Below are 24,598 nucleotides of genomic sequence, written 5' to 3'. Positions count from 1 at the left end.
GCACAGACTCGGACCGGGCGCTGTCCACCTGCCAGGCCCGGGCGGGGCGAGGACTGTCCACCGCTGTCCGCACCTGTCCACCCGCTCCCGCGGGCTCAGCAGGAACAGGGACGGCGGCCTCGCGTGGCCCGGGCCCGCCGGCTCAGCGCGGCCCGAACAGCTCCTGCTGCCACAGCGCCTCGCAGAGCAGGTCCAGGCCCTGGCGCAGGTGGCGCCGGTAGGTGCCGTACGGCAGACCCAGGCGGCGGGCCGCGGCCTCCTGGGTGGGCGCACCGGAGAAGTAGCCCGCCGTCAGGGCCTCCCGGGCCCGCGCACCGCGCGGGTCGCGGGCGAGCTCGTCCACCTCCCGGCGCAGCAGGGCGCGAAGCTGCTCGACCGGATCGTCGAGGTCCGCCGCCAGCCGGGCCCGCAGCAGCGCGCAGGCCGCGAAGGCACCGGCGTCGCGCCAGTGCACCAGGGCCTCCCGCACGGCCTGGTCGAACGCGTTGCGCGAGACCCCGGACGGGCCCGCCTGGGCGGGCACGGCCGTGGCCGCTATGAAGTGGCGCAGCCAGGCCTCCACGGGCACCTGGCGCCAGTCGACCCCGAACACGCCGTAGGTGTGCTCACCGACCCGGGGCCGTGCACCGGTGTCGGTGAGGCTGCCCCTGACGCGCGCGGACCACGCCTCGGCGTCCCGCCAGACGGCGAAGCCGTAGGCGCGGGCGCGGGCCCGGGCGGACTCGGCCTGGGCGCGGGAGCTGCTCAGGTCGATGACGCGCGAGGGCACCTGGTACCGCTCGGGGTAGACGGTGAAACGGCTGATGCCGATGTGCTCGCCCGGGCGCACCGGTGCGGTGGCCTCGGTGTACGCCCACGCCGCGGCCACGACGGGGTCGGTGGCCACGTCCTGCGGGTCGGCGGGGGCGGGCAGCGCGAGGCGGGCCGTGAACGCCACGACGCGGCCGGTGCTCACCAGGCGGTAGACGCTGAAGGCCTGCGGCTGGCGCTGCGCCCAGTAGCGGACCAGCTCCGCCGAGGCCGGGCCCTCGGTCTGCTCGGCCATCCGCAGCACGGCGTCGAGGTCGTCCGGGTGCAGCGGCCGGTCGTGCACCTCCTCCTCCCGGGACCAGGTGCGCGTCCGGGCCACGATCTCGCCGTCCCGGAAGAGGTAGAACAGCTCGTCGGTGACGGTCCAGACCCGTTCCTCCGGGGCCTCGCGCAGCAGGCGCAGGTACTCCTCGGCGAGGCGTCCGCGCATCGTCACGAAGGCGTTGGGGGCGCGCCAGCGCAGGTCGGCGGCGAGCGTCTCGCGGGCGGCGTCGTGCGGGTGGAGTCCGCGGTGGGTGGACTCCATGAAGGGCAGGCCCCGGAGCCAGGCGAACAGCACGTGGGCGTCCTCGCCGGGCAGCACCGAGGCGAGGAGTTCCTCGGAGGTGGAGTGGGCCTGCGCGGCGACTTCCAGGGCGCGGCGGTGCGCCGCGCTCGGCACCTCGCCGATCAGGCCCGAGAGCAGGGTGCGCAGCACGTCGGCCGAGGGCGCCCAGACGTCCTCGCGGCTCCAGTCCGACACCCGGGCGGCGGCGGCCAGCGACAGCGCCAGCGGGTTGCCCCCGGCGAACCGCAGGACGCGCTCGCGCAGTTCGGGCAGCACCTGCGCCGTGGTCAGCAGGCTCCGGGCCTGCTCCGCGGAGAACGGCTGCAGTTCACGGACGTGCAGGAGGCCGGCCCAGGCGGGATCGGCGGTCCACTGCGGCTGGGGCGCCTGCCGGCCCGCCAGGACCACCAGGGTGTCGTCGGCGGCGCGGGGCAGGAACCGCTGCCACAGCCAGCTCTCCAGCCACTGGCAGTGCTCGAAGGAGTCGACGAACAGGACCGTGCCGGGGACGTCCAGGAACGGCGCGGCGACCCGCTCGAAGTCCGCCGGGTCCCGGCTGACGAAGCGGCCGTCCAGTTCCAGGAGCAGCCGTCCGGTCGCCCGGGCGCGGTCCGCCAGGCGGCGCAGCAGCGTGGACTTGCCGATGCCGCCCGGACCGACCACGGAGAACACGAACGGGGACTGCGGATCCCCGGCCAGGGCCCGCGCGAAGCACGCGACCTCCTCCTCCCGGCCGATGAACGCCTGGCCCCGTGCGGTGCTCAGTCTCTCCTTGACGGACGCCATGAGGCTCCTCTCCCTCGTGTCGGTGACGGACCTGCGGTCCCCGCCGGTTACACGCGACGGGACCCGCGTGTGGTTGTCGCGCCCCGGACACCGGTGGGCGGTGACGGACACCGGTGGGCGGTGACGGACACCAAGGGCGGGCAAGTACCGCCCGCCGGTGCTGATGTGACGTCAGAGTCGTTCTCCTGCGCCGTCCTTACCCGAACGACCGTACCGCCCGAGGGTGGTTCACAGTTCTGCCACGACCCCTTGGAAGAACACCCTCAACATCCATTGTCGCCACGCATGTTCGAAGGTAGAGTCGCCGTTCGCCGAGCACGGATGAGCACTTCTCAGCGCCATTTGGGGCGGGCATGTCAATTAATCGTGGTTCCCTCCGGGTCGTCCCCGACCTGCTCGACGTGTTCAGCGATATCGCACGTCGAAATCCCCGTCGTCCGGCGATTGTCCACAACGGACACGCCCTGAGTTACGGCCGGCTCCTGGAGTCGGCGAACGCCCTGGCCACCCGCCTGGGCCCGGATCCCGGCACGGTCGCCGTGCCGGCGCTCCACACGCCGGAAACGGTGGTCGCACTTCTCGGCGTGCTGACCGCCGGGGGCACCTATTGCCCCGTCGATCCGGCATTCCCGACGGCCCGCCGGCACGCCATGGCGGCGGCCGCCCGGTGCCGTACGGCGGTGTCCGGCAGCACCGGTGACATCCTCCGACTCGACCTTCCGTCAAGGGGGTTACCCGAACCGACGGAAATCCCCGGGGACCCCCCGGGAACCCTCCCGGCGAACCCCGTCGGGAGCGGTCCGGAACACGACCCGGACCGACCGGCCTACATTCTCTTCACGTCGGGTTCGACCGGGCAGCCGAAACCCGTCGTGACACCGCGCCGCGCGGTCGCGGCGACCGCCCGCGCACTGGGCGGACTGTTCGACCTCACCCCCGAGGACCGGGTGCTCCAGTTCGCCTCGCTCAACTGGGACACCTGCTTCGAGGAGATCCTCCCGACGCTCACCACGGGCGCGGCCCTGGTCATGGACCGGGACGCGCACAGCGGCTCGTTCCCCCGGTTCCTGCGGGCGGTCGAGCGCGAGCGGATCACCGTGCTGGACCTGCCGACCGCCTTCTGGCACGAACTGGTCCACCACCTGGTCGAGTCGGGCGACCGACTGCCGTCCTGCCTGCGCCTGCTGGTGATCGGCGGGGAGGCGGCCGGTCCGGCCCGGTTGGCCGACTGGGCCCGGCTGCCCACCGCGGCGATCCGGCTGCTGAACACCTACGGCTGCACCGAGACCACCCAGATCACCCACGCCGTGGACCTCGCCGGCCCACGGGCACCCGGGCGGACCTGGGACGGCACCACCCGCGCGCCGATCGGCCACGCCCTGCCGCACGTCGTCGAACGGCTCGACGAGCAGGGCGAGTTGCTGATCGGAGGCCCCGCCGTCGCGCTCGGCTACCTCGGCCTGCCGGAGGCGACCGCGGCGCGGTTCACCGCCCTGGACGGCGCGCGGTTCTTCCGCACCGGCGACCGGATGAGCCGCGATCCGGACGGACTGCTCACCCACCAGGGCCGCCTGGACGGCGAGTTGAAGGTCCGCGGCATCCGGGTGGACCCGGCCGAGGTCGAGGCGCACCTCACCGGGCATCCCGACGTCACCGCCGCCGCCGTCACCGGCGCCACCGCGGCCGGCCGCACCACCCTGGTCGCGTACGTGGTGGCGCGCCCGCAACCCCCGGCCCGACGGCTGGACCGCGACCTGCTGTCCTACCTGCGGGACCGGGTGCCCGGCCACCTCGTTCCGGGCCGGATCACCGTCGTGCCCCACCTGGTGCACACCCCGAGCGGAAAGATCGACCGGGCCGGCTGCCACCTGCGCTACGCGGCTGCCCCCAACAGGTCGAAGGAGACCTCCCTTGAGCACTGACCTCACCACACCCGCCACCGCGGAGGCCCTGGTGGCCGTCTTCCGGCGCGTCCTGGAACGCGAGGACGTCACCGCCGACTCCGACTTCTTCGACCTCGGCGGCGACTCGCTGGTCGCCACCCGGGTGCTGAGCGCCGTCGCCCGCGCCCACGGCGTCGAGCTGGGCTTCGACGACTTCCTGCTCGCCCCCACCCCGACCCGCCTCGCGCAGCGCATCACGGCCTCCGCATGAGCGAGGACCGCAGACGCGACGGCCGCGGGCCAGGCGGCCTCAGACCCGACGGTCGCGGAGCCGACGGCCGGCGAAGATCGGCGGTCGTGGTCGGTGCCGGCCTGGCGGGCCTCACCGCCGCCGACGGGCTGGCGGCCCACGGGATCGACGTCACCGTCCTGGAGGCCCGGGACCGGGTCGGCGGACGCACCCACGGCATCGAGGCCTCCCCCGGCACCCGGGTGGACGCCGGCGCGGCCTACCTCGGCGACAAGCACACCGAACTGCACGCGCTGATCACGGAGTTGGGGCTGAAGACCATCCCCACCACAATGCTCGGCGCCAGCCGCTTCGCGCTCGACCCGACTGCCGACGACGCCCCGGCCGCCCCTGCGTCGAAGGGCACCACGGCGGCCACCCGGGACGGCCGCTTCCCCCCGCTCGACGCCGTCGCCCTCGGCGACCTGTTCGAGCGGCTGGCCGAACTCACCGCCGCCGTACGGCCGGAAGCCCCCTGGCTCACCCCGGACGCCGAACGCCTGGACACCCTGACCGCCGCCGACTGGGCCGAGCAACACCTCGCCCACCCGGACGCCAGGCTGTTCTTCCCGCTCTTCCTGGGCGAGATGTGCGCCGCCGATCCGGCCGACGTCTCCGTCCTGCACCTCGCCTTCTACCTGCGCTCCGGCGGCGGCCTGCGCTACCTCAACGCCTTCGCCGGCGGCGCCCAGCAGGACCGGATCGACGGCGGCGCCCACCAGTTGTGCGAGCGGCTCGCCGAGCGCCTCGGCGACCGGGTCCGGCTGGGCGAGGCCGTCCGGGCCGTCCACCAGGACGACCACGCGGTGACGGTGCACACCGGGCGCGGCGCGTACCGGGCGGACGTCGCGGTGCTGGCGCTGCCGCCGCTGCTCGCCGACGCGATCGCCCACGAGCCGGCCCCGCCGGTACCCCGGGCCGGGGAGCGCACCGCCCGCGGCTGCGCCGTCAAGGTCCACCTGGTCTACCCCGCGCCGCTCTGGCGCGACCACGGCCTCTCCGGCTGGTCGGTCAACGCCCGGGGGCCGCTGCTCTCCACCGTGGACGACTCCCCCGGCAGCGGGATCGGCGTCCTGACCGGCTTCGTCACCGGCGCCGAGGCCCACCGCTTCGGCGCGCTCACCCCGGAGCAGCAGCGCGCCGAAGCCCTCGCCCAGGCGGCGCGGCTGTTCCCGATGCTCCCCGAGCCGACCGGCTTCCACGTCACCGACTGGCTCAACGACCCGTACAGCCAGGGGTGTTACGCCGCCCTGCTGGGGCCGGGCGACTGGGTGCGGCTCGGCCCGACGCTGACCGCGCCGCACCGGCGGGTGCACTGGGCCGGCACCGAGACCAGCACCGCGTTCTTCGGGCTGATGGAGGGCGCGATCCGCTCCGGCCGACGGGTGGTCGCCGAGATCCTCGACCGCGCCTGACCCCGCCACCGGCCCGGCCCGCGTCACCCGTCACCCGTCACCCGGCCCGCGTCACTCCGTCACCCGTCACCCGTCCCCCGTCCCCCGTCCCCCGTCACCCGGAACGCCCCTGCCCCGCGTCACCACCGTCCTGCCGTCCCCGCTCTTCCCCTCCGCCCGCACGCCCCGACGGGCCCGCGGGCACCCCCTCACCCCCTCCCAGGCGCCGTTCCACGAGAACCCGCGCCCGGCACCCCACGCCCGGAGACCGCCATGAGCGACCAGAGTCCCATCGCGCCCCTCGCCGCCCGCGAGCGACTGATGACCGAACCCGACCTCGGGGCGGGCAACTTCCTCGACCACGCGGTCGCGGCGAACCCCCACCGGTCCGTCCCGTTCGTCTTCACCCACCGCACCGACCACCGCGGCGAGGTCGTGCTGCGCGGCCACAGCCTGCTCGACCTGGTCGCCCTGCGCGACCGCTACGCCGCCTGGTACCACGCCAACGGGGTGCGCCCCGGCGAGCCGGTCGCCGTCGTCATCGGCGAGGGCCTGGAGCCGCTGCTGCACTTCCTCGCGCTCACCTCGCTGGGCGCCGTCCCCGCGCTCGTCAACGACGCGATGCGGCACGACGTGATGGTCCGCTACCTGGACCACGTCGGGGTGGTCGGTGTCGTCGCCGACGACACCACCCGGCTGGCCGCCGCCTACCGCGAGGACCCGCAGCGCCGCCCGCGCTTCCTGGCCCTCGCCGCGGAGGTGCGGGCCTTCGACGCCGCCGCCGTCGCCCTGCCCGCCGCCCACCCGTACCGGCACGCCGCCGAGGACGTGGTGGCGCTGATCCACTCCTCCGGCACCACCGGCACGCCCAAGTCCACCATGCTGGCGCACCGCGCCTTCTGGGACGGCAAGCAGCCGCGCATGGTGCGCTTCCCCGCCGAGCCGTACGACCGGCTGATGTCGCTGATGCCGCACACCCACGCCGGCGGTCTCAGCTACTTCCTCACCGCCGTCCTGCTCGGCCTGCCGACCGTGGTGATGTCCGACTGGCGGCGCGCCGTCGTCGAGCCGGTGATGGAGGCCTTCCGGCCGACCATGGTGGCCTCCTTCCCGCGCACCTTCGTCGAACTCGCCACCGGTGAGCTGCCGGTGCGCGGCGCGGCCCGGGTGCACTCCTGGTTCAACACCGGCGACAGCGCGCACCACGGGCACATCCGCCGCCTGGTCACCCTCGGGGAGCGGCCCGCCGGGCTGATCCGCCCCTGGCTGCTGCCGCACGAGAAGGCCGAGCAACCCGCCCTGCCCGGTTCGCAGTTCATCGACGGCCTGGGCTCCTCCGAGATGGGCATGGCGCTGTTCGGCCAGGTCACCACCCCGGAGAGCGACCGCGACGACCGCTGCGTCGGCAAGCCGCTGGAGGTCGTCCGCAGGGCCGCCGTCCTGGACCACGACGGCACCGAAGTCCCGGACGGCGCCGTCGGGTTGCTCGCCGTGGACGCCCCCTCCCTGACACCGGGGTACTGGAACGACGAGCGGCTGACCGCGAGCTTCGAACTGTCCGGCTACTGGCTCACCGGCGACGTCGCCCGCCGCGACGCCGACGGCCGCTACTACCACCTCGACCGCACGGTGGACGTCATCGACACCGCCACCGGCCCGGTCTACAGCCTGCCGATCGAGGAAGTGCTGCTGGCCGACTGCGCGGGCCTCGTCCAGGACTGCTCGGTCGTCGGCGTCCCCGCGGGCTCCGGCCCCGGCCAACAACCCGTCGCCGTGGTCCGGTTGCAGGCCGACGCGGCCGAGGCCACCGCCGAGGAGGTCCGGGCCGCGGCCAACGCGGCGCTGGCCGACGCCGGGCTGGCCGCCCTCGCCGCCGTCCGGATCGCCCGCACGGCCGAGGACTTCCCGCTCGGGCCGACCGGCAAGGTACTCAAACGCGAACTGCGCACCCGTCACGCCGCCCTCCTCACCGCCCGGTAGCGCGCCGTGGACCACCCCGTGGACCACCCCGTGATCCGCCAGCCGTACCAGTACGTGCGGACGGCGCTGGTCGAACCGGACTGGCGCCGGCTGCCCGGCTGGCGGCAGGTCACCGCGGCGCAGTGGCGCGACGCCCAGTGGCAGCGCGCCCACTCCGTCCGCAACGCCCGCCAGCTGCGGGCCGTCGCCGGCGACCTGCTCACCGACCGCTTCTACGACGAACTCGCCGCCGACCAGGCCGACGTCGCCACCATGCCGATCCTGCTGCCGCCGCAGGTGCTGAACACCATGGCACCCGGCGCGCCCACCACCCCGGAGGCCTTCACCGAGGCGTTCCTGGCCGACCCGGTGCGCCGCTACATGCTGCCGGTGCGCAGCGACCGCCACCCGCGCTGGCCCAGCCACCCGCTGGCCGAACGGGACTCCCTGCACGAGACGGACATGTGGGCGGTGGAGGGCCTGACCCACCGCTACCCGACGAAGGTGCTGGCCGAACTGACCGCCACCTGCCCGCAGTACTGCGGCCAGTGCACCCGGATGGACCTGGTCGGCACCTCCACGCCGCAGGTGACCAAGGCCCGACTGCGGCTGCGCCCCGCCGACCGGCAGGAGCAGATGCTCGACTACCTCAAGCGCACCCCCGCGGTGCGCGACGTGGTGGTCTCCGGCGGCGACCTCGCCAACGTGCCCTGGCCGCGCCTGGAGACCTTCCTGCTGCGGCTGCTGGACCTCGGCTCGGTGCGCGACATCCGGCTGGCCAGCAAGGCCGTGGTCGGCCTGCCGCAGCACTGGCTGCAGCCCGCGGTGCTGGAGGGCGTGGCGAGGGTCGCCGCCGTCGCCGCCCGCCGCGCCGTCAACCTCGCGGTGCACACCCACGCCAACCACGTCCGCTCGGTCACCCCGCTGGTCGCCGAGGCGGCCCGGGCGCTGCTGGACGCGGGCGTGCGGGACGTCCGCAACCAGGGCGTGCTGATGCGCGGCGTCAACGACACCCCGGAGGACCTGCTGGACCTCTGCTTCGCGCTGCAGGGCGAGGCGAACGTCCTGCCGTACTACTTCTACCTCTGCGACCTCGTCCCGGGCGCGGAGCACTGGCGGACCCCGCTGCACCGGGCGCAGCACCTGCAGGAGGCGATCATGGGCTACCTGCCCGGGTACGCCACCCCGCGGCTGGTCTGCGACGTCCCGCACGTCGGCAAGCGCTGGGTGCACCAGGCGGTGGAGTACGACCGCGAGCGCGGCATCTCGTACTGGACCAAGAACTACCGCACCAGTCTGGAGGCCGGCGGCGCCCCGCAGGCCGCGCTCGACCGGCGCCACCCCTACTACGACCCGGTGGACACCCTCCCCGAGGCCGGCCGCCGCTGGTGGGCCGGGCCCTCCGCCCCGCCCGGAGCGGCACGGACACCCCCCGCCGTACCGGCGCCCCGCGCAGCACACGCACCCCCCGCGGCACCGACACGCCCCGTAGCACAGGACCCCGCCGCAGCACCGGAACCCGCCGCGGCGCAGGCGCCCCGAGCAGCCCGAGGAGCACGATGAGCAGCAGTCCCCCGGCCGACGGCCTGCGCCGGATGTGCTGGATCTTCCCCGACCGGGAGTCCTCCCGGATGGCGCAGATGTGGCACGGCTTCTTCTGGGACCTCTACGCCGAGAGCGCCGCCGACCTCGGGCTGCGCTGGAGCCGGCACGCCCCGGACGCGGTCACCGTGGACGCCACCACGCCCGGCCGGCCCCGGGTGTACGTGGACGACGAGCCCGTCACCCCCGAGGACACCCTCTTCATCACCGCGCTCTACTCGCTGCCGTACCAGTCGATGGACGTCTTCAACCAGTACGCGCTGTACGCGGTGCTCGAACAGGCCGGCTTCTACCTGCCGTTCCCGCCGCAGGTGTCGCTGATCGGCAACGACAAGCTGGCCACCCTGCTGTTCCTGGCCGGCTCCCCGGTGCCGGCCGTACCGACCGTGCGGATCGGGACGGGCCGGGACACCGCCAAGCACGGCTACGAGGTCGCGCTCGGGAACATGACCTACCCGGCCATCGTCAAGCCCGCCGGCTGGTGCGGCGGCGGGGGGATCAACCTGGCCCGCGGCCCGGAGGACGTCCGGGGCCTGGCCAGCCTCGCCCAGGGCGGCGACACCACCCTGGTGATCCAGCCGTACCTGGGCGACGGCACCGTCGACTACCGGGTCTACGTGGTCGACGGCCGGCCGTACGCGGTGATGAAGCGCACCCCCGAACCCGGCTCCCCGGTCGCCAACGCCAGCCGCGGCGGCGCCATGGAGTTCCCGCCGGTGCCGCCCGAACTCGCCGCCGCCACCGCCTGGTTCGCCGAACGGCTGCCGATCCCGTTCTTCTGCGTCGACTTCCTGCACGACGGCGAGCGGTACTGGTTCTCCGAGCTGGAGCCGGACGGCGTGATCGCCCCGGACCTCACCGACCCGGACCGCACCCTCCAGCGGGACGTCACCCGGGCCCGGTTCGCCGCCTACCGGGACGGCCACGCCAAGTGGCTGGCCGACGGCGCCCGCCCGCTCACCCTCGACCTCTCCGGCGGCACCGACGTCCGCGAACCCGCACCCGCACCCGACCCGGCCCCCGCCTCGCCCGTCACCTCCACCGACCACCGGACGGACCCCCGATGACCGCCTTCTCGCTGTCCCCCGAGGCCGCCGGGCCCCGGCTGCACGTGGCCCGGCACACCCTGGAGCGGCTGCGCAGCGTCCCCGACCTGGCCGCGCGCTACCCGGACCGCCTCGGCGCCGACACCCTGGACCGGCTCGCCGAACTCCCGCCGCTGGCCAAGGACGACCTCAACACCGCCCTCGCCCACCTGGAGCCGGCCGCCGAGCAGTCCGCCACCTGGCTGTTCCAGAGCGGCGGCAGCACCGGCGCCCCCAAGGTCGGCTACGCCCCCACCGGCTTCTACATGGCCGGCGTGCACGCCCACTGGCAGCCCCTCGACCGCACCGACGTCTTCGTCAACGCCTGGGGCGCCGGGCGGATGTGGGGCGCGCACTTCCTCGCCGCCGCACTCGCCGACCTCTCCGGCTGCCGGATCATCGCGCTCGGCTCGGTCGCCGCGGAGGAGTACGGCGACTGGCTGGACTTCCTGGCCGCCCGCCGGGTGACGGCCATCGGCGGCACGCCCAGCGTGCTGCGGCTCTGGTTCGCCCACGCCCGCGCCGCCGGCCTCGAACTGCCGTCGCTGCGCAAGGTGCTGTGGCTCGGCGAGGCCTGGCAGGACCAGCTGGCGGAGGACCTGGCCGTGGTGGCCCCGCGGGCGCGGCGCTGGGGCATGTTCGGCAGCACCGAGACCTGGGTGGTGGGCACCAACACCCCGGACTGCCCGGCGGACGTCTTCCACCCGCTGCCGACCCAGCTGGTGCACGCCGACGCCGACGGCCTGCTGGACTTCACCTGCCTCGACCCGGCGGTGCTCAACCCGGTGCTGCGCTACCGCACCGGCGACGCGGGCGAGTTGACCGCCTGCCCGTGCGGCCGCCCGGAGCCGGCGATGCGCGTCCTGGGCCGGCGCGACAGCGTCGTCCAGGTCCGCGGCCTCGGGCTGGACGTGGACGAGCTGATCGCCCGGGCGGAACGCGAACCGGGCGTGGCCCGGGCCCAGGTGGTGCTCACCGAGCGGGGCGGCCGGGCGACGGCCGTGGAGCTGCTGCTCCTGGCCACCGACCCGACGGCGGCCCCGGACGTCGAGCGGCTGCGCAAGGAGCTGTTCGCCGCCACCTTCACCCTCAGCACGGCCTTCCAGCACGACCCGGGGTGCTTCCGGGTGCGCCCGGTGGCGGAGCTGGTCAGCAACGGCCGCACCGGCAAGACCGCCGCCCTGGTCGTCCGGGAGGAGTCGTGACGGCGGACTCCGCCCGTGCCGCCACCGCGGACCCGGCCCGCCCGGCGCCGCTCGGCCGGAGCTTCTCGCTCTTCTGGGCCGGGCAGACCGTCAGCCTGGTCGGCGACAAGGTCACGGTCTTCGTCGTCCCCACCCTGATGATCTTCGTGCTGCACGCCTCCGCCCTCCAGGTCGGCGTGGTGGCGATGGCCCAGTACCTCGGCATCCCGCTGCTCGGGCCGGTCGCCGGGGTGCTGGTCGACCGCTGGGACAAGCGCCGCACGATGCTCGTCTGCGACCTGGTCCGGCTGGTCGCGGTGGCGGTGATCCCGCTCGCCTACGCCCTGGACGCGCTCTCCACCCCGCTGCTGTTCGGCTGCGTGGCGGTGATCAGCGGCGCGACGATCTTCTTCAACGTCGGCTACCTCGTCGCCGTCCCCGCCGTGGTGCCGGAGGACGGCATGGTCCGCGCCTACTCCCGGCTGGAGGGCAGCGGCTCGGTCGCCGAGGTCGCCGGGCCGTCCGTCGCCGCCGCGCTCTACAGCGCGCTCGGCGTGGCCGCCCTGCTGGTCGACGCGGCCAGCTACCTGGTCTCGGCGGTCTGCTTCCGCGCCATGCGCCCGTGGGGCGAACGGACGGTGGAGCAGGGCTCGATCCGGGAGCGGCTCGCCCGCGGCTTCCGGCTCAACTGGGCCGACCCGGTGCTGCGCCGGGTGGTCCTGGCCGCCGTCACGCTCAACTGCGGCGGGCCGGTCTTCGTCACCGTGCTGCCCGTCCTCGCCTACCGCGGCCTGGGCGTGCAGGTCGGCGTCTTCGGTGCGGCCATGTCGGTCGCCGCGCTCGGCGCACTGGCCGGAGCCGTGGTCGCGCCCCGGCTCTCCCGGCGGTTCGGCCTGGGGCGGACGATGGCCTGGTCGCTGCTGCTGCACTGCCTGGTCGGCCTCGGCGTGCTCGCCGCGCCCGCCCTGCCCGCCGGACCGGTGATCGCGGTGACCATGGGCTGCTACGGCTTCTTCATGTCCTGCATCAACGTGTGCAGCGCCCCGTGCCGGCAGTCCCGGATGTCCGCCCACAACCAGGGCGTCATGCACGCCGCCTTCCGGACCGTCACCTGGGGGGTGATCCCGCTCGCCGCACTGGTCGGCGGCCTGGCCGTCTCGCTGCTCACCGGGCCGCTCGGAATCCTGGACGCCGCCCGGGCGGTGATGGCCGGCGGCACCCTGCTCGCCGCCTGCTCCTTCCTCCCCGCCCTCGGCCTCCAGCCGCTGCTGGACGCCGCCGAACCGCGGACGGAGGGCGGCACCGCATGAACGAGCCCGAGGAGACCACGAGCGAGCCCGAGGAGAGCATGAACGCGCCCGAGGGGGAGGAACTCGCCGACCCGGCCGGAAGGGTCCTGCTGATCACCGGCACCTCCTCCGGCATCGGCCTGGCCACCGCCGTCGCCGCGGCCCGCGCGGGCTACACCACGGTCGCGACGATGCGCGAGCCCGACCGGGCCGCCGCGCTGCGCAGCGCGGCCGGGGCCGCCGGGGTCACCGTGGACGTCCGCCGGCTGGACGTCACAGACCCCGGCTCGGTCACCGCCTGCCTGGACGCCGTGCACCGCTCGTACGGGCGGCTCGACGCCGTCGTCAACAACGCGGGCGTGTCCAACTCCGACCCCACCCTGGAGATGTCCACCGACGCGGCGCTGCGCGCCAACCTGGAGGTCAACTTCTTCGGCGTCGCCGCGGTCAGCCGGGCCGCGATGCCGCTGCTGCGCGCCGCCAGCGGGCGGCTGGTCACCGTCGGCAGCGTGCACGGAGTGGTCGGCCAGCCGTTCAACGAGGCCTACTGCGCGGCCAAGTTCGCCGTGGAGGGGTTCATGGAGGCGCTCGCCCCGGTCGCGGCGGCGCACGGCGTCCGGGTCTCGGTGGTGGTGCCCGGCTTCGTCCCGGACACCGCGTTCGGCGTCTTCCCCGACATCGACCGGACCACCATCCACGCCGCCTCCGGCCCGTACGCGCCCACCTTCGCCGGCTACCTGGACTGGGTCGGCGGCCAGGGCTGGGAGTCGGCCGGCCGGCCCGCCCGGGAGGTCGCCGACGTCGTGGTCCGCACCCTGCGCGAGCGGCGGCCGCCGTTCCGGGTGCCCACCGACCCGTGGGCCGCCGGGTACCTGGCCGCCAAGCTCGCCGACCCCGACGGCTCCGCCGTCCAGGCCCTCGCCCGGACCTGGCTCGGGCAGCCCGCACCCGCCGCCTCCTGACCCGCCTGCTGCCTCCGACCGGCCTGAGCCCGCCCGCCCGTCTGCCTGTCTGCCTGCCCGTCTGCCTGCCTGTCGCCCGCCGCGCCTTCTGCCCACGGAGCCCCCATGCCCGCGAAGCCCCTGGCCGAGCTGATCCGGTTCGCCCGCGCCAACTCCCCGTTCTACGCCGAGCTCTACCGCGACCTGCCCCCGGACGCCGACCGGATCGAGCTGCTCCCGGTGATCGACCAGGCCGCGTTCTGGGCCGCCAACACCTGGCCCGACAACCGGGTGCTGACCGGCCCGCTCACCGACGCCGGCGTCTACAAGACCGGCGGCACCACCGGCGTCCCCAAGTTCTCGCCGTGGACCCGCACCGAACACGCCGACTCGGTGACCGCCTTCGGCGCCGGGCTCGTCCGGGCCGGCCTGCGGCCCGGACACCGGGTGGCCAACCTCTTCACCGCCGGCGAGCTCTACGGCGGCTTCCTCTACATCGAGAACGCCCTGCACCACGCGCCGGTGGACAACGTCCGGCTCGGCGTGGGCGGCGCCGCCCCGAACCCGTACATCGCCGACCTGATTGCCGGCTTCGACGTGCAGGTGCTGGCCGGCGAACCGATGAAGCTCAGCGCCGTCGCCGAGTGCCTGATCGAGCGGGGGCAGCGCGCCGACGGGGTGGAACTCCTGCTGTTCGGCGGCGACCTGCTCTTCGCCGACCTCCGCCCGCTGCTGTCCCGGGCCTTCCCGAAGGCGGCCGTCGCGTCGGTCGGCTACGCCTCCAACGACGCCGGGCTGGTGGGCGCCCCCGTCCCCGGGGACGACGTCCGGGTCCACGAGGCCTTCGCCGACCGCACGGTGGTGGAACTGCTCGACGAGGCCACCGGCGAGGCGATCACCGCCCCCGGCAGGCCCGGCCGGGTCGTCGTCACCAACCTGTTCCGCACCCTGATGCCGATCCTGCGCTACCCCACCGGCGACCGCGCCGAGTGGACGGACAGCGGGTGCCGCCGCTTCCGGCTGCTCGGCCGCTCCGCCGAGGGCGCCAGGGTCGGCACCGTCACCCTGCCCACCGAGGAGGTCCGGGCCGTCCTGATCGCCGCCGACCCGGACCGGCACATCGCCGGGATGCAGCTGGTGCAGCGGCGCTGGGACGGCCGGGACGGCCTGATCCTGCGGCTCGGCCACCTCGGCCTGCCGCCCGCCGACCTCGGCGACCGGCTGGTCGAGGCCGTCTACGCGGCCCTGCCGCTCTACCCCTCGGAGGTCGCCCTCGGCAGCCTGCACGACCTCGCGGTGGAGTGGGTGCCGCGCTCGGAGCTGGTCACCAACCCGCGGACCGGCAAGCTCCAGCAGGTCCTGGACGAGCGCCCGAAGGACTGAGGCCCCGACTCAGGCCGCCGGCTGCGGCCGGCCCCCGATCGTCACGCTCTGCCCCCGGAACTCGGCGATCACCTTGCCGTCCACCCGGCGCACCGTCACGTCGTAGATCCCGCCGCGCCCGGCCCGCGAACGCTCCACCGCCTCGGCGACCAGCTCGTCCCCGACGGCCGCCGGGGCCAGGAAGGCCACCTGTGCGGCCTGGGCGACGGTCACCGGGCCGTGGCTGTTGCAGGCGTACGAGAACGCCGCGTCGGCCAGCAGGAACAGGAAGCCGCCGTGCGCCGTACCGTGCCCGTTGACCATCGTCGCGGCCACCGTCATCCGCATCACCGCCCGCCCGGCGGACACCTCCTCCAGGGCGATGCCCAGCGACCGGCTGGTCTCGTCCCGCTCGTACAGTGCGGCGATCACGGGGTCGAACACGGCGTCGCGGTCCCTCCGTCGGCGATGTCCGGCCCAGCCCGGGTCCGGCGCCCTCGGACGCTACGCCAGGCAGCGGCCGATGACCAGCTCCGGGCGGATGCGGATCCGCAGGGCGTCGGGGGCGGTCGCGGTGGCGCGGCGGACGTGGGCGTGGCCGAGGACGGTGACGAACCAGCCGGAGCCGTCCCGGCCGTCCACCTCGTCGGCCTCGAAGGCGATCACGGCGCCGTCGACCGCCCGGGCCAGTTCGGAGTCGGCGGGCGCGGAGACCAGCACGCCGGCGGGCACCAGCCGGAAGGGCACCGGCAGGACGGCCGGGAGGGCTCCGACGGTGTAGACCACCCGGCCGACGGCGGCCCGGGCCAGCAGCTCCAAGGCCCGCTTCGGGTCGAGTTCACGGAGCCCGGGCAGGGCGGGCCGGTCGTACGAGGAGGGCCGGGGGGCCGGAACGTGGTCGCGGTTCATACCGGCGATGCTCGCCCGGCCCGGGGCCCGCTCACGAGGGCCGATGGTCCCGGCGACGCCCGCCGAGGGCCCCTCCGCCCCGGCCCGTCAGGCCTGTCCGTCAGCCCCTGAGCCCCGGTCCCTCCGCCCCTGTCCGTCAGCGCGGGCCCCCGCCGTCAGCCCCGGCCGCCGCGCAGCGGGGACGGCTGGGCGGCGGCGGACGCCTGGCGCAGCTCGGTGGCGATCAGCGCGGCCTGCACCCGCCGCTCCACACCGAGCTTGGCGAGCAGCCGCGAGACGTGGTTCTTCACCGTCTTCTCGGCGAGGTAGAGCCGCTCGCCGATCTGCCGGTTGGTCAGGCCCTCGCCGATCAGCGCCAGCACCTCCTGCTCGCGCACGGTCAGCCCGGGGCCGGTGGTGACCGGCTGGGCGGGTTCGGCGTCGCTGCGCAGCCGGTTGAGCAGGCGGGTCGCCGCGCCGGGGTCGAGCATCGAGCGGCCGGAGGCGACGGTGCGGACGGCGGCGACCAGGTCGGTGCCGCTGATCTGCTTCAGCACGTACCCGGCGGCGCCCGCCATCACGGCGTCCAGCAGTGCTTCCTCGTCGTCGAAGGAGGTGAGCATCAGGCAGGCGAGGTCGGGCATCCGGGAGCGCAGTTCGCGGCAGACCGTGACGCCGTCGCCGTCGCCCAGGCGGACGTCCAGCACGGCGACGTCGGGCCGCAGGGCGGGCACCCGGACCAGCGCCTGCTCGGCGGTCGCCGCCTCGCCGACCACCTCCAGGTCGGGCTCGCCGTCCAGCAGGTCGTGCACCCCGCGGCGCACCACCTCGTGGTCGTCCAGCAGGAACACCCGGACCGGTGCCGGGGCCCCGGCACCCTCCGTCTTGGTCGCCATCACTCGGCTCCACCTTCGTCACCCCCGCACACTCCCAGCGGGGCCCAGGGCATCATCGCCCACCGTGCGGCCGCCTCCCAGGGCCGAACGGCCCCATTCGCGCCGGCGGCGTGGCGCGCGTCCTCCGTCCTCGCGGTCAGCGGCCCTGCCGCCTCGCGTTCCCCAGCCCGACCAGCAGGAACCCCAGGGCGACGGCCGCGCCGCCGACCCCCGCCGGCACCACGCGCGGGCCGATCCCGCCGTCGCCCGACAGCAGGATCGCCGCCGCGCCCAGCGAGCCGACGGCGGCGCCGACCACCAGCCAGCCCGCGAGGGCGACGGCGAGCGGCCGGCCGGTGCGCGGGGCGGGGCCGGTGTCCAGCGCGGCCCACCGCGCCGCCGTCTCCCGCACCTCCTGCCGACGGTCCCACTGCGCGCGCACCCGCAGCGCCGCACCGCCGACCAGGCCGGCCAGCGCGATCTGCGCGGCGGGTTGCCAGTCCGGTACGACGAGCAGCAGTCCGCCCGCCAGCGCGAGCGCCGCCCACCACAGCACGCACGCCGCCGCGGCGGTGCGGGTGGAGCGGGGGCGGTCGGCGCCGGCCTGGAGGTCGGCGATGGCGGGCAGGTACCAGACACAGCCGCTCGCGGTGAGGGCAGCGGTGCCGATGGCGAGAACGGTGTGGTTCACGACCCGGCCTTCCTGGTCACGAAGGGGTGAGAGGGGTGAGAGGGGTGAGGGGAGGGAGCTGACGGGCCGTCCCCGCCCGCCCGGGGGCAGCGACGCGGGCGGGGACGGCGTTCCGGGGAGCGGCCTCAGCCGCCGGGGGTGGGCGAACCGGTGGGAGCGTCGGCCGGCGCACCGGCGGCCGGCGCCGGGACGGGGGCGGCCGACGCCACCCGGGCGCGGTCCGCCCGGCTCAGCGGCCGGTCGTACTTGGCCGGTTCCACGTCGCCCAGGTACGTCGCGGGCTTGCCGCTGTTCTCCAGCACGTCCCGGGCGGCGATGTCCGGGTGGTGCAGGTCGAAGGCCGGGGATTCGGAGCGGATCCGCGGCAGCTTGACGAAGTTGTGCCGCGGCGGCGGGCAGGAGGTGGCCCACTCCAGGGAGCGGCCCCAGCCCCACGGGTCGTCCTCGGTGACCCTCTCGCCGTACTTGGCGGTCTTCCAGACGTTGTAGAGGAACGGCAGGATCGACAGGCCGAGCAGGAACGAGCCGATGGTGGAGACGGTGTTGAGGGTGGTGAAGCCGTCGGACGCCAGGTAGTCGGCGTAGCGGCGGGGCATGCCCTCGGCGCCGAGCCAGTGCTGCACGAGGAAGGTCGCGTGGAAGCCGACCGTCAGCGTCCAGAAGGTGATCCGGCCGAGGCGCTCGTCGAGCTTCTTGCCGGTCATCTTGGGCCACCAGAAGTGGAAGCCGGCGAACATCGCGTACACCACGGTGCCGAACAGCGTGTAGTGGAAGTGGGCGACGACGAAGTACGAGTCCGAGACGTGGAAGTCGATCGGCGGCGCCGCGAGCAGCACGCCGGTCAGGCCGCCGAACAGGAAGGTGACCAGGAAGCCGACCGTCCACAGCATCGGGGTCTCGAAGCTCAGCGAGCCCCTCCACATGGTGCCGACCCAGTTGAAGAACTTCACGCCCGTCGGCACCGCGATGAGGAAGGTCATGAAGGAGAAGAACGGCAGCAGCACCTGCCCGGTCACGTACATGTGGTGCGCCCAGACCGTCACCGACAGGCCCGCGATGGCGACCGTGGCGGCGATCAGGCCGGCGTAGCCGAACATCGGCTTGCGGCTGAACACCGGGATGATCTCGGAGACGATGCCGAAGAACGGCAGGGCCAGGATGTACACCTCGGGATGGCCGAAGAACCAGAACAGGTGCTGCCAGAGCATCGCCCCGCCGTTGGCGGGGTCGAAGACGTGGGCGCCGAACTTGCGGTCGGCCTCCAGGGCGAGCAGCGCGGCGGCCAGCACGGGGAAGACCAGCAGCACCAGCACCGAGGTGAGCAGCACGTTCCAGCAGAAGATGGACATCCGGAACATGGTCAGTCCGGGGGCGCGCATGCAGATGATGGTGGTGATGAAGTTGACGGCGCCGAAGATGCTGCCGAAGCCGGAGAGCGTCACACCCATGATCCACATGTCGGAGCCGACACCGGGCGAGTGGACGGCGTCGGACAGCGGCGCGTAGAGGAACCAGCCGAAGTCGGCGGCGCCCTGCGGGGTGGCGAAGCCGGCGGCGGCGATCAGCGAGCCGAACATGAACAGCCAGTAGGACAGCATGTTCAGGCGCGGGAAGGCGACGTCCGGCGCGCCGATCTGCAGCGGCATGATCCAGTTCGCGAAGCCGGTGAACAGCGGCATCGCGAACAGCAGCAGCATCACCGAACCGTGCATGGTGAAGGCCTGGTTGAACTGCTCGTTGGAGAGGATCTGCGTCCCCGGCCGGGCGAGTTCGGCGCGCATGACCAGGGCGAGGATGCCGCCGATCAGGAAGAACGCGAACGACGACACCAGGTACATGGTGCCGATCGTCTTGTGGTCGGTGGTGGTCAGCAGCCTGACCAGGGCCGAACCGGGCCGCCTGGCCCGAACCGCCGTGGCCGGTACGGCCGTCGGCGGTCGTACGGGGTCGCCCTGTGCCTGGGTGGCGCTCAAGGACCCGCTCCTTAGGAACGTCGTGCGAATGATTGGCGCTCCATGATCCGAACAGGCCGGCTCCCCGCCCCAGGGCCCTTGGGCCCGCCCGGCCGGGGCCGCTGGGCCCGAGTTCCCGGGCCCCGACCGGGACCTCCCGACCGGCGGACCGGGACCTCCCGGCACCCCCGTCCCGCTCGGGCCGCGCTCACCCGGCCGCGGAGGCCCGGTCGAGAACCACCGGAACGGCGCGTTCCCCACGCCCCCGGGCGGGCGGCCGGCGGACGACGGCGGGCCGCCGCCGCGCCGGGTGCCGGCCCTGCCGCACAGCCCGCCCGACCTGCCGGAACGCCATCCGTACAGCGGTGCGAATCCACCCGCCGATCCCACCCCGGGACGCCCGGATTGTGAGGGCGGCGTGCGCGAACCCGCCCGATCCCGTGCCCTTCAGTGCCGATCGACCGTCAAGTAGCCTGCGCCCACCGACGACCACGATCGAACGTCCCGCACCGCCGCCGCACCGCCCGGCACCACGCCCGCACGCTTCCGCACCGCCGGCACCGCCCCGGAACCGCCGCAGAACCACCGCAGAACCGCTCTCGCCCCGGAGGTACGCCGATGCCCCTGGCCCAGCCCGCCGCCCCCACGCTGCTGCGCTTCTCCGTCCTCGGCCCGCTCGACGGCGCCGCCGACGGCCGCCCGCTGGCCCTCGGCCCGCTGAAGCAGCGACTGGTGCTGGCCGTCCTCCTGAGCCGCGCCAATACCGCCGTCCCGGTCGACCTGCTCACCGACGCGGTCTGGCCCGAGGAGCCGCCGCGCACCGCCCGCAAGAACCTCCAGGTCTACATCTGCACCCTGCGCACCCTGCTGGGCCGCGAGTACGGGCCCGACCGGCTGGTCCACTCGGCCGGCGGCTACCTGCTCCGGGCGGCCGAACCCGAGCTGGACCTCCTGCAGTTCCGCGCCCTCGCCCGGGCCGGCCGGGCCGCCGCCGACGGCGGCGCGCTCGCCCCGGCCGCCCGGCTGCTGCGCCAGGCCCTCGACCTGTGGCAGGGCCCGCCGCTCGCCGACCTGCGCTCCTCCCCCGCCGTCGCGGCCGAGGCCCAGCGGCTGGAGACCCGCTGCCTGGGCGTCCACGAGGACTGGGCGGAGACGGAGTTGGAGCTGGGCAACGCCGCCGCCGTCGCCGAGGAGCTGGCCGAGCCCGCCGAGCGCCACCCGCTGCGCGAGCGCCTCCAGGCGGCCCGGATGAACGCCCTGCACCTGTGCGGCCGGCAGGCCGAGGCGCTCGCCGTCTACGACACCCACCGCCAGCTGCTCGCCCGCGAGTTGGGCCTGGAGCCGAGCCCCGCCCTGACCGCCCGCTACCGCGAACTGCTCGCCCGCGGCCGTTCCGGGCCCGCCTCGGCCCGCCCCGAGCGCGGCGCGGCCCCGCACGGTGTCCTGCTGCCCGCCGACACCGCCGACTTCACCGGTCGCAGCGCCGAACTGCGCGAGCTGGTGGACGAGTCGGGTACGGGCGGCGGTGTCACGGTGCTCTCCGGCCCGGCCGGCAGCGGCAAGACCGCGCTCGCCGTGCACGCCGGCCACCTGCTCGCCGACCGGTTCCCGGACGGCCGGCTGCTCGTCCGGCTGCGCACCGCCGACGGCGCCCCGCGCCCGCTGCCCGAGGTGCTGTCCGAACTCGCCGCCCTCACCGGCCGACCGGGCACCACCCCGGCCGACCCCGCCCCGGCCGACCCCGGCCAGGCCGCCGCCCTGTGGCGGGCCTCCCTCGCCGGACGCCGGATGCTGCTGGTCCTGGACGACGCGCCGGACGAGTCGGTGGTCCGCGAGCTGCTGCCGGGCCACGGCCCGAGCGCCGTCCTGGTCACCTCGCGCAGCCAGCTCGCCGGTCTGGCCTCGGTGCACCGGATCACCGTCCCGCCGCTGACGCCCGCCGAGGCCCTGGAACTGCTCGGCCGCATCGTGGGCACCGGCCGGATCGGCACCGACCGCGCGGCCGCCGCCCGGATCGTGGCCGCCTGCGGGCTGCTGCCGCTCGCCATCCGGGTGGCCGGCACCCGGCTCGCCGTGCTGCGCCACCTCCCGCTCGCCGAGTACGCGGCCCGGCTGGAGGACCCGGCGGGCGCCCTGGACGAGCTGGTCGCCGGGGACGTCACCGTCCGCGCCCGCCTCGACTCCGGCTGGCGGGACCTCACCGACCACGGCCGCCTGGCCCTCGCCCGGCTCGCCGCGCTGCCGCTGTCGCTGCTCTTCACCCTCCCCGAGGCCGCCGCCGCCCTCGGCCGCCCCGAACGCCTGGCCCTGCGCACCCTGGAGGCGCTGACCGACACGGGGGCCGTCACCTCGCCCACCGGCGAGGTCACCGCCCACGCCGCCCTCTACGCGCTGCCCCGGCTGACCCACCTGCACGCCCGCGAACGCACCGCGGATCCGCTCACCGCCGCCTCCTGACGCCGCGCCGGGCCTCTCTGCCGGGGCCCTGCGGCCGCCGAGCGGGGCCTCACCCCAGGGTCAGCAGGTCCAGCACGCCCCCGCGCTCCTCCTCCAGCCCCCACAACCCCAGCAGCACGCCCGCCGCCCCGGTGTGCAGGTCCGCCGAGAACCGCCGCAGTCGCATCCCGGGGACGAGCAGCCCCTCGGGCCGCGCCACCAGGTGCCACTGCAGTCGCGCCACCTGCCCGGCCACCGCCTCCGGTGCCCCGCCCAGCCGGTCCAGCGCCAGCGTCAGGCCGACCCGCCCCCGGAACAGCCCCGGCTCCCGGATGAACCCGGGCGCGCAGACCTTCCGCACGTCCGCCAGGAACGCCTCCCCGCCGGGCAGTTCGGCCGTCTCCAGGTACTCCCGCAGCACCAGCGCGATCCCGCTGCTCCCGCGGTCCAGGTACGCCAGCCGCCGTCCGGCCTCCAGCACCTGCAGCGAGCCGTCCGGCACCCGGACGCACTGCGCCGTCGCCCGCTCCAGCGCCAGCCGCGCCGAGTCCAGGAGCCACCGTTCGCCGGTCCGGCGGTACAGCCGCAGCTGCAGCAGCGCGATGCCCGCCAGGCCGTACAGCAGCCCGGCCGCCGCGGGCGCGTCGAGGCCGTCCACCGGCTCGCCGCGGACCACCGCCGCCAGCTCGCAGGCGTCGGCCAGCGCGGCCGCCTCCTCCCGCCGGCCGCCCAGCGCGTCCGCCAGCCGCAGCCGGGCGAGCGCGGCGCCGGCCCGCCCGCCGAACAGGCCGGCCTGACGCGCCGGCCGCGCCGCGCGGGCCCCGGCCAGCAGTTCCTCGGCCGCCTCCGGCCGCCCCAGCCGGGCCAGCACCACGGCGACGCCGAGCGGGCCGTCGTACAGCCCGCCCGTGCCCGGCCGGGCTCCGCGCCGGCGGAGCGCCGCGACCAGCCAGTCCGTGTACTCCTGCGGCCGGTCGGCGCCCGCCCGGTGCAGCGCGTACAGCACCCCGGCCGCGCCGTGCGCGACGCCCGTACCGCCGTCGGCGAACCCGGCCACGTCCCCGGGGAAGAGCCGGTCCGGCCGGTCGGGGGTGGCGCCCGCGTGGATGCCCGCGACCAGCTCGCGCCGCGCCGCAGTCCAGGACGGGCCGGCCAGCAGCTCCCGGCCCCGCCGCTCGCTCACCGAGTCCGTCCGCGCCGTCAACACGCCTGGGCGCACCGGCCCCTCCTCCGGCCCGAGTCCGAACCACTCCCGTGCCCGCCGCTCCAGCGCCGCGAGCTTGCCCGGGTCGCGGTCGGCCAGCTCCAGCACCGGCATCAGCAGCATCAGCCAGGTCGCCCACAGCATGAACCGGTCGGCCTCGGCGCCGTCGAGGCCCGGCGGGATCCGCAGCCCGGCCGGGCCGGCCGTCGGCACCCGCCGGTCGTCCAGCTCCGCCGCGTACTCGAAGTCCACCAGCACCACGGAGCCGTCCGGCCGGAGCACCACGTTGGCCGGGTGGAGGTCCCCGAACCGCACGCCCCGCTCGTGCAGCGCGCCGAGCGCCTTCTCCAGCCCCGCGACCACGCCGGCGACCCACTGCGCGTACTCGGCGCGCTGCTCGGCCGTGCAGTCCTGGTGCACCAGCGGGTAGCGCCGGATCGCCTCGGCGAACAACTGGACGCCCTCGATGTGCTCCTGCACCAGGAAGGTGTGCTCCCACACCGTGCGCACCTCGTGCAGCCGGGGCACGCACTCCAGCCCGGCCAGCCGCTCCAGCGCCCACTGCTCGCGCCGCAGCCGGGTGGTCGCGTCCGCCCCGGCGGAGTCCAGCCCGGCGTACGGGCGGGCCTCGCGCAGCACCACCCGCTCCCCGGTGTCCGCCCGCTCGGCCCGGTAGATCCCGCCGGCGCCGGAGAACTGCAGCACCTCGGTGATCCGGTACGGCAGGTGGCCGGCGGCCGCCTCCCGCGCGGCCAGGTGCGGGCGCAGCGCCGCGGGCGGCTCGACCCACTCCGGCAGCCGGAACACCGGCTCGCGCGAGTCCGGGACCAGCGTTCCGGAGGGATCGCGCAGCGCGGGCACCGGCCGGCCGGCCCCGTCCTCGCACCACAGCTCGACGAACGCGCCGTAGCGCGCGTACACCGGGGCATTGCCGATCCGCAGGTCGGTCAGCACGTACGGCCCGGGGCGCCCGTCCAGCGCGGCCGCCAACTCCTCGGCCAGCTCGACGAACTGCTCCGGCGAGACGGGGTACACGGTGACGAACTTGCCGCTGCTCCCGCGTCCGATGAACTTGCCGTTCGCCACCCGCAGTGCCGCCGCGCTGCGCTGGAACTTGAACGCCACCCGGCGCGCCGTGCAGATCCCTGCGACGACGGCCAGCGTCTCCTCGGCGCCGTCCTCCACCGCCGAGACGTGCAGCTTCCAGCCCTGTTCCGGCAGCACGACGCCGTCGGGCCGCAGGACGGTCCACAGGCCCCGCTGCTCGCGCCGCCAGCCCTCGGGCGGCTCACCGAGCCCCGGCGCGTAGCGGCTCGCCCGGTCGCGCAGCCGCCCCGGGGTGTCGTAGTACAGCGGGTCGGCGAGGCAGTACAGCTGGGTCTCGTGGGCGCCGGCCATGGCGCGCCTCCTCTTCCGGTCAC

General features: G+C 75.3%; 18 protein-coding genes. 11 read left to right on the top strand and 7 right to left on the bottom strand.

The features are described from left to right. Positions 1-142: 142 nt before the first annotated feature. Positions 143-2,143, bottom strand: a complete 2,001-nt coding sequence (locus tag ACIRST_RS04780; RefSeq protein ID WP_402800065.1) for an ATP-binding protein — start codon at positions 2,141-2,143, stop codon at positions 143-145. A gap of 353 nt (positions 2,144-2,496) precedes the next feature. Here ACIRST_RS04780 and ACIRST_RS04775 point away from each other — a divergent pair, with 353 nt between their 5' ends. From ACIRST_RS04775 to ACIRST_RS04730, 10 genes are all read left to right on the top strand, one after another. Beyond that, positions 2,497-4,065 carry an AMP-binding protein gene (locus ACIRST_RS04775; protein WP_402800062.1) on the top strand — a complete coding sequence of 523 codons (1,569 nt, stop codon included), beginning with the start codon at positions 2,497-2,499 and terminating at the stop codon, positions 4,063-4,065. Continuing rightward, a complete protein-coding gene (locus ACIRST_RS04770) occupies positions 4,055-4,297 on the top strand; it encodes a phosphopantetheine-binding protein (RefSeq protein WP_402800059.1) in 243 nt (80 codons plus the stop codon). Before ACIRST_RS04775 ends, ACIRST_RS04770 begins: the two co-directional genes overlap by 11 nt. An 86-nt stretch (positions 4,298-4,383) precedes the next feature. Next, positions 4,384-5,730, top strand: coding sequence for a flavin monoamine oxidase family protein (locus ACIRST_RS04765; RefSeq protein WP_402800057.1), 1,347 nt, complete (start codon positions 4,384-4,386; stop codon positions 5,728-5,730). 252 nt (positions 5,731-5,982) lie between these two features. Further along, positions 5,983-7,689: a class I adenylate-forming enzyme family protein gene (locus ACIRST_RS04760; RefSeq protein ID WP_402800055.1), complete on the top strand. Its 1,707-nt coding sequence runs from the start codon at positions 5,983-5,985 to the stop codon at positions 7,687-7,689. Positions 7,690-7,707: 18 nt separating this feature from the next. Beyond that, positions 7,708-9,231, top strand: a complete 1,524-nt coding sequence (locus tag ACIRST_RS04755; RefSeq protein ID WP_402800053.1) for a KamA family radical SAM protein — start codon at positions 7,708-7,710, stop codon at positions 9,229-9,231. After that, positions 9,228-10,337: a RimK family alpha-L-glutamate ligase gene (locus ACIRST_RS04750; protein ID WP_402800051.1), complete on the top strand. Its 1,110-nt coding sequence runs from the start codon at positions 9,228-9,230 to the stop codon at positions 10,335-10,337. Before ACIRST_RS04755 ends, ACIRST_RS04750 begins: the two co-directional genes overlap by 4 nt. Then, positions 10,334-11,560 carry an AMP-binding protein gene (locus ACIRST_RS04745; protein WP_402800049.1) on the top strand — a complete coding sequence of 409 codons (1,227 nt, stop codon included), beginning with the start codon at positions 10,334-10,336 and terminating at the stop codon, positions 11,558-11,560. The genes ACIRST_RS04750 and ACIRST_RS04745 overlap by 4 nt, the downstream gene beginning before the upstream one ends. Beyond that, a complete protein-coding gene (locus ACIRST_RS04740; protein WP_402800047.1) occupies positions 11,557-12,849 on the top strand; it encodes an MFS transporter in 1,293 nt (430 codons plus the stop codon). Before ACIRST_RS04745 ends, ACIRST_RS04740 begins: the two co-directional genes overlap by 4 nt. Next, positions 12,846-13,790, top strand: a complete 945-nt coding sequence (locus tag ACIRST_RS04735; protein ID WP_402800044.1) for an SDR family NAD(P)-dependent oxidoreductase — start codon at positions 12,846-12,848, stop codon at positions 13,788-13,790. The genes ACIRST_RS04740 and ACIRST_RS04735 overlap by 4 nt, the downstream gene beginning before the upstream one ends. Positions 13,791-13,895: 105 nt before the next feature. Next, positions 13,896-15,152: a phenylacetate--CoA ligase family protein gene (locus ACIRST_RS04730; protein WP_402800042.1), complete on the top strand. Its 1,257-nt coding sequence runs from the start codon at positions 13,896-13,898 to the stop codon at positions 15,150-15,152. 9 nt (positions 15,153-15,161) lie between these two features. Here ACIRST_RS04730 and paaI read toward each other — a convergent pair whose 3' ends face one another. The 5 genes from paaI to ctaD all read right to left on the bottom strand — a co-directional run bounded on the left by paaI (position 15,162) and on the right by ctaD (position 19,423). Beyond that, positions 15,162-15,575: a hydroxyphenylacetyl-CoA thioesterase PaaI gene (gene paaI / locus ACIRST_RS04725; RefSeq protein WP_350525219.1), complete on the bottom strand. Its 414-nt coding sequence runs from the start codon at positions 15,573-15,575 to the stop codon at positions 15,162-15,164. 60 nt (positions 15,576-15,635) lie between these two features. Further along, complete coding sequence (locus tag ACIRST_RS04720) at positions 15,636-16,040, bottom strand: pyridoxamine 5'-phosphate oxidase family protein (RefSeq protein ID WP_402800040.1); 405 nt, start codon at positions 16,038-16,040, stop codon at positions 15,636-15,638. Positions 16,041-16,195: 155 nt separating this feature from the next. Then, complete coding sequence (locus ACIRST_RS04715) at positions 16,196-16,915, bottom strand: response regulator (RefSeq protein WP_396552101.1); 720 nt, start codon at positions 16,913-16,915, stop codon at positions 16,196-16,198. Between the two features lie 136 nt (positions 16,916-17,051). Further along, positions 17,052-17,585 (bottom strand): hypothetical protein, encoded by a 534-nt coding sequence (locus ACIRST_RS04710; protein WP_402800037.1) that lies wholly within the window; start codon positions 17,583-17,585, stop codon positions 17,052-17,054. Between the two features lie 125 nt (positions 17,586-17,710). Then, positions 17,711-19,423: a cytochrome c oxidase subunit I gene (ctaD, locus tag ACIRST_RS04705; RefSeq protein WP_402800147.1), complete on the bottom strand. Its 1,713-nt coding sequence runs from the start codon at positions 19,421-19,423 to the stop codon at positions 17,711-17,713. 732 nt (positions 19,424-20,155) lie between these two features. Between ctaD and ACIRST_RS04700 the strand changes: the two genes are divergently transcribed. Then, entirely contained in the window at positions 20,156-21,994 is a 1,839-nt protein-coding gene (locus ACIRST_RS04700; RefSeq protein ID WP_402800035.1) for a BTAD domain-containing putative transcriptional regulator, read from the top strand. A 49-nt stretch (positions 21,995-22,043) separates the two neighbouring features. Here ACIRST_RS04700 and lanKC read toward each other — a convergent pair whose 3' ends face one another. Next, positions 22,044-24,575 carry a class III lanthionine synthetase LanKC gene (gene lanKC / locus ACIRST_RS04695; protein WP_402800033.1) on the bottom strand — a complete coding sequence of 844 codons (2,532 nt, stop codon included), beginning with the start codon at positions 24,573-24,575 and terminating at the stop codon, positions 22,044-22,046. Between the last annotated feature and the right edge of the window lie 23 nt (positions 24,576-24,598).

Origin of the sequence: Kitasatospora sp. NPDC101447 (assembly GCF_044767225.1) — a bacterium.
Taxonomy (GTDB): Bacteria; Actinomycetota; Actinomycetes; order Streptomycetales; family Streptomycetaceae; genus Kitasatospora.
This window is presented reverse-complemented; position numbering and strand designations above follow the sequence as displayed.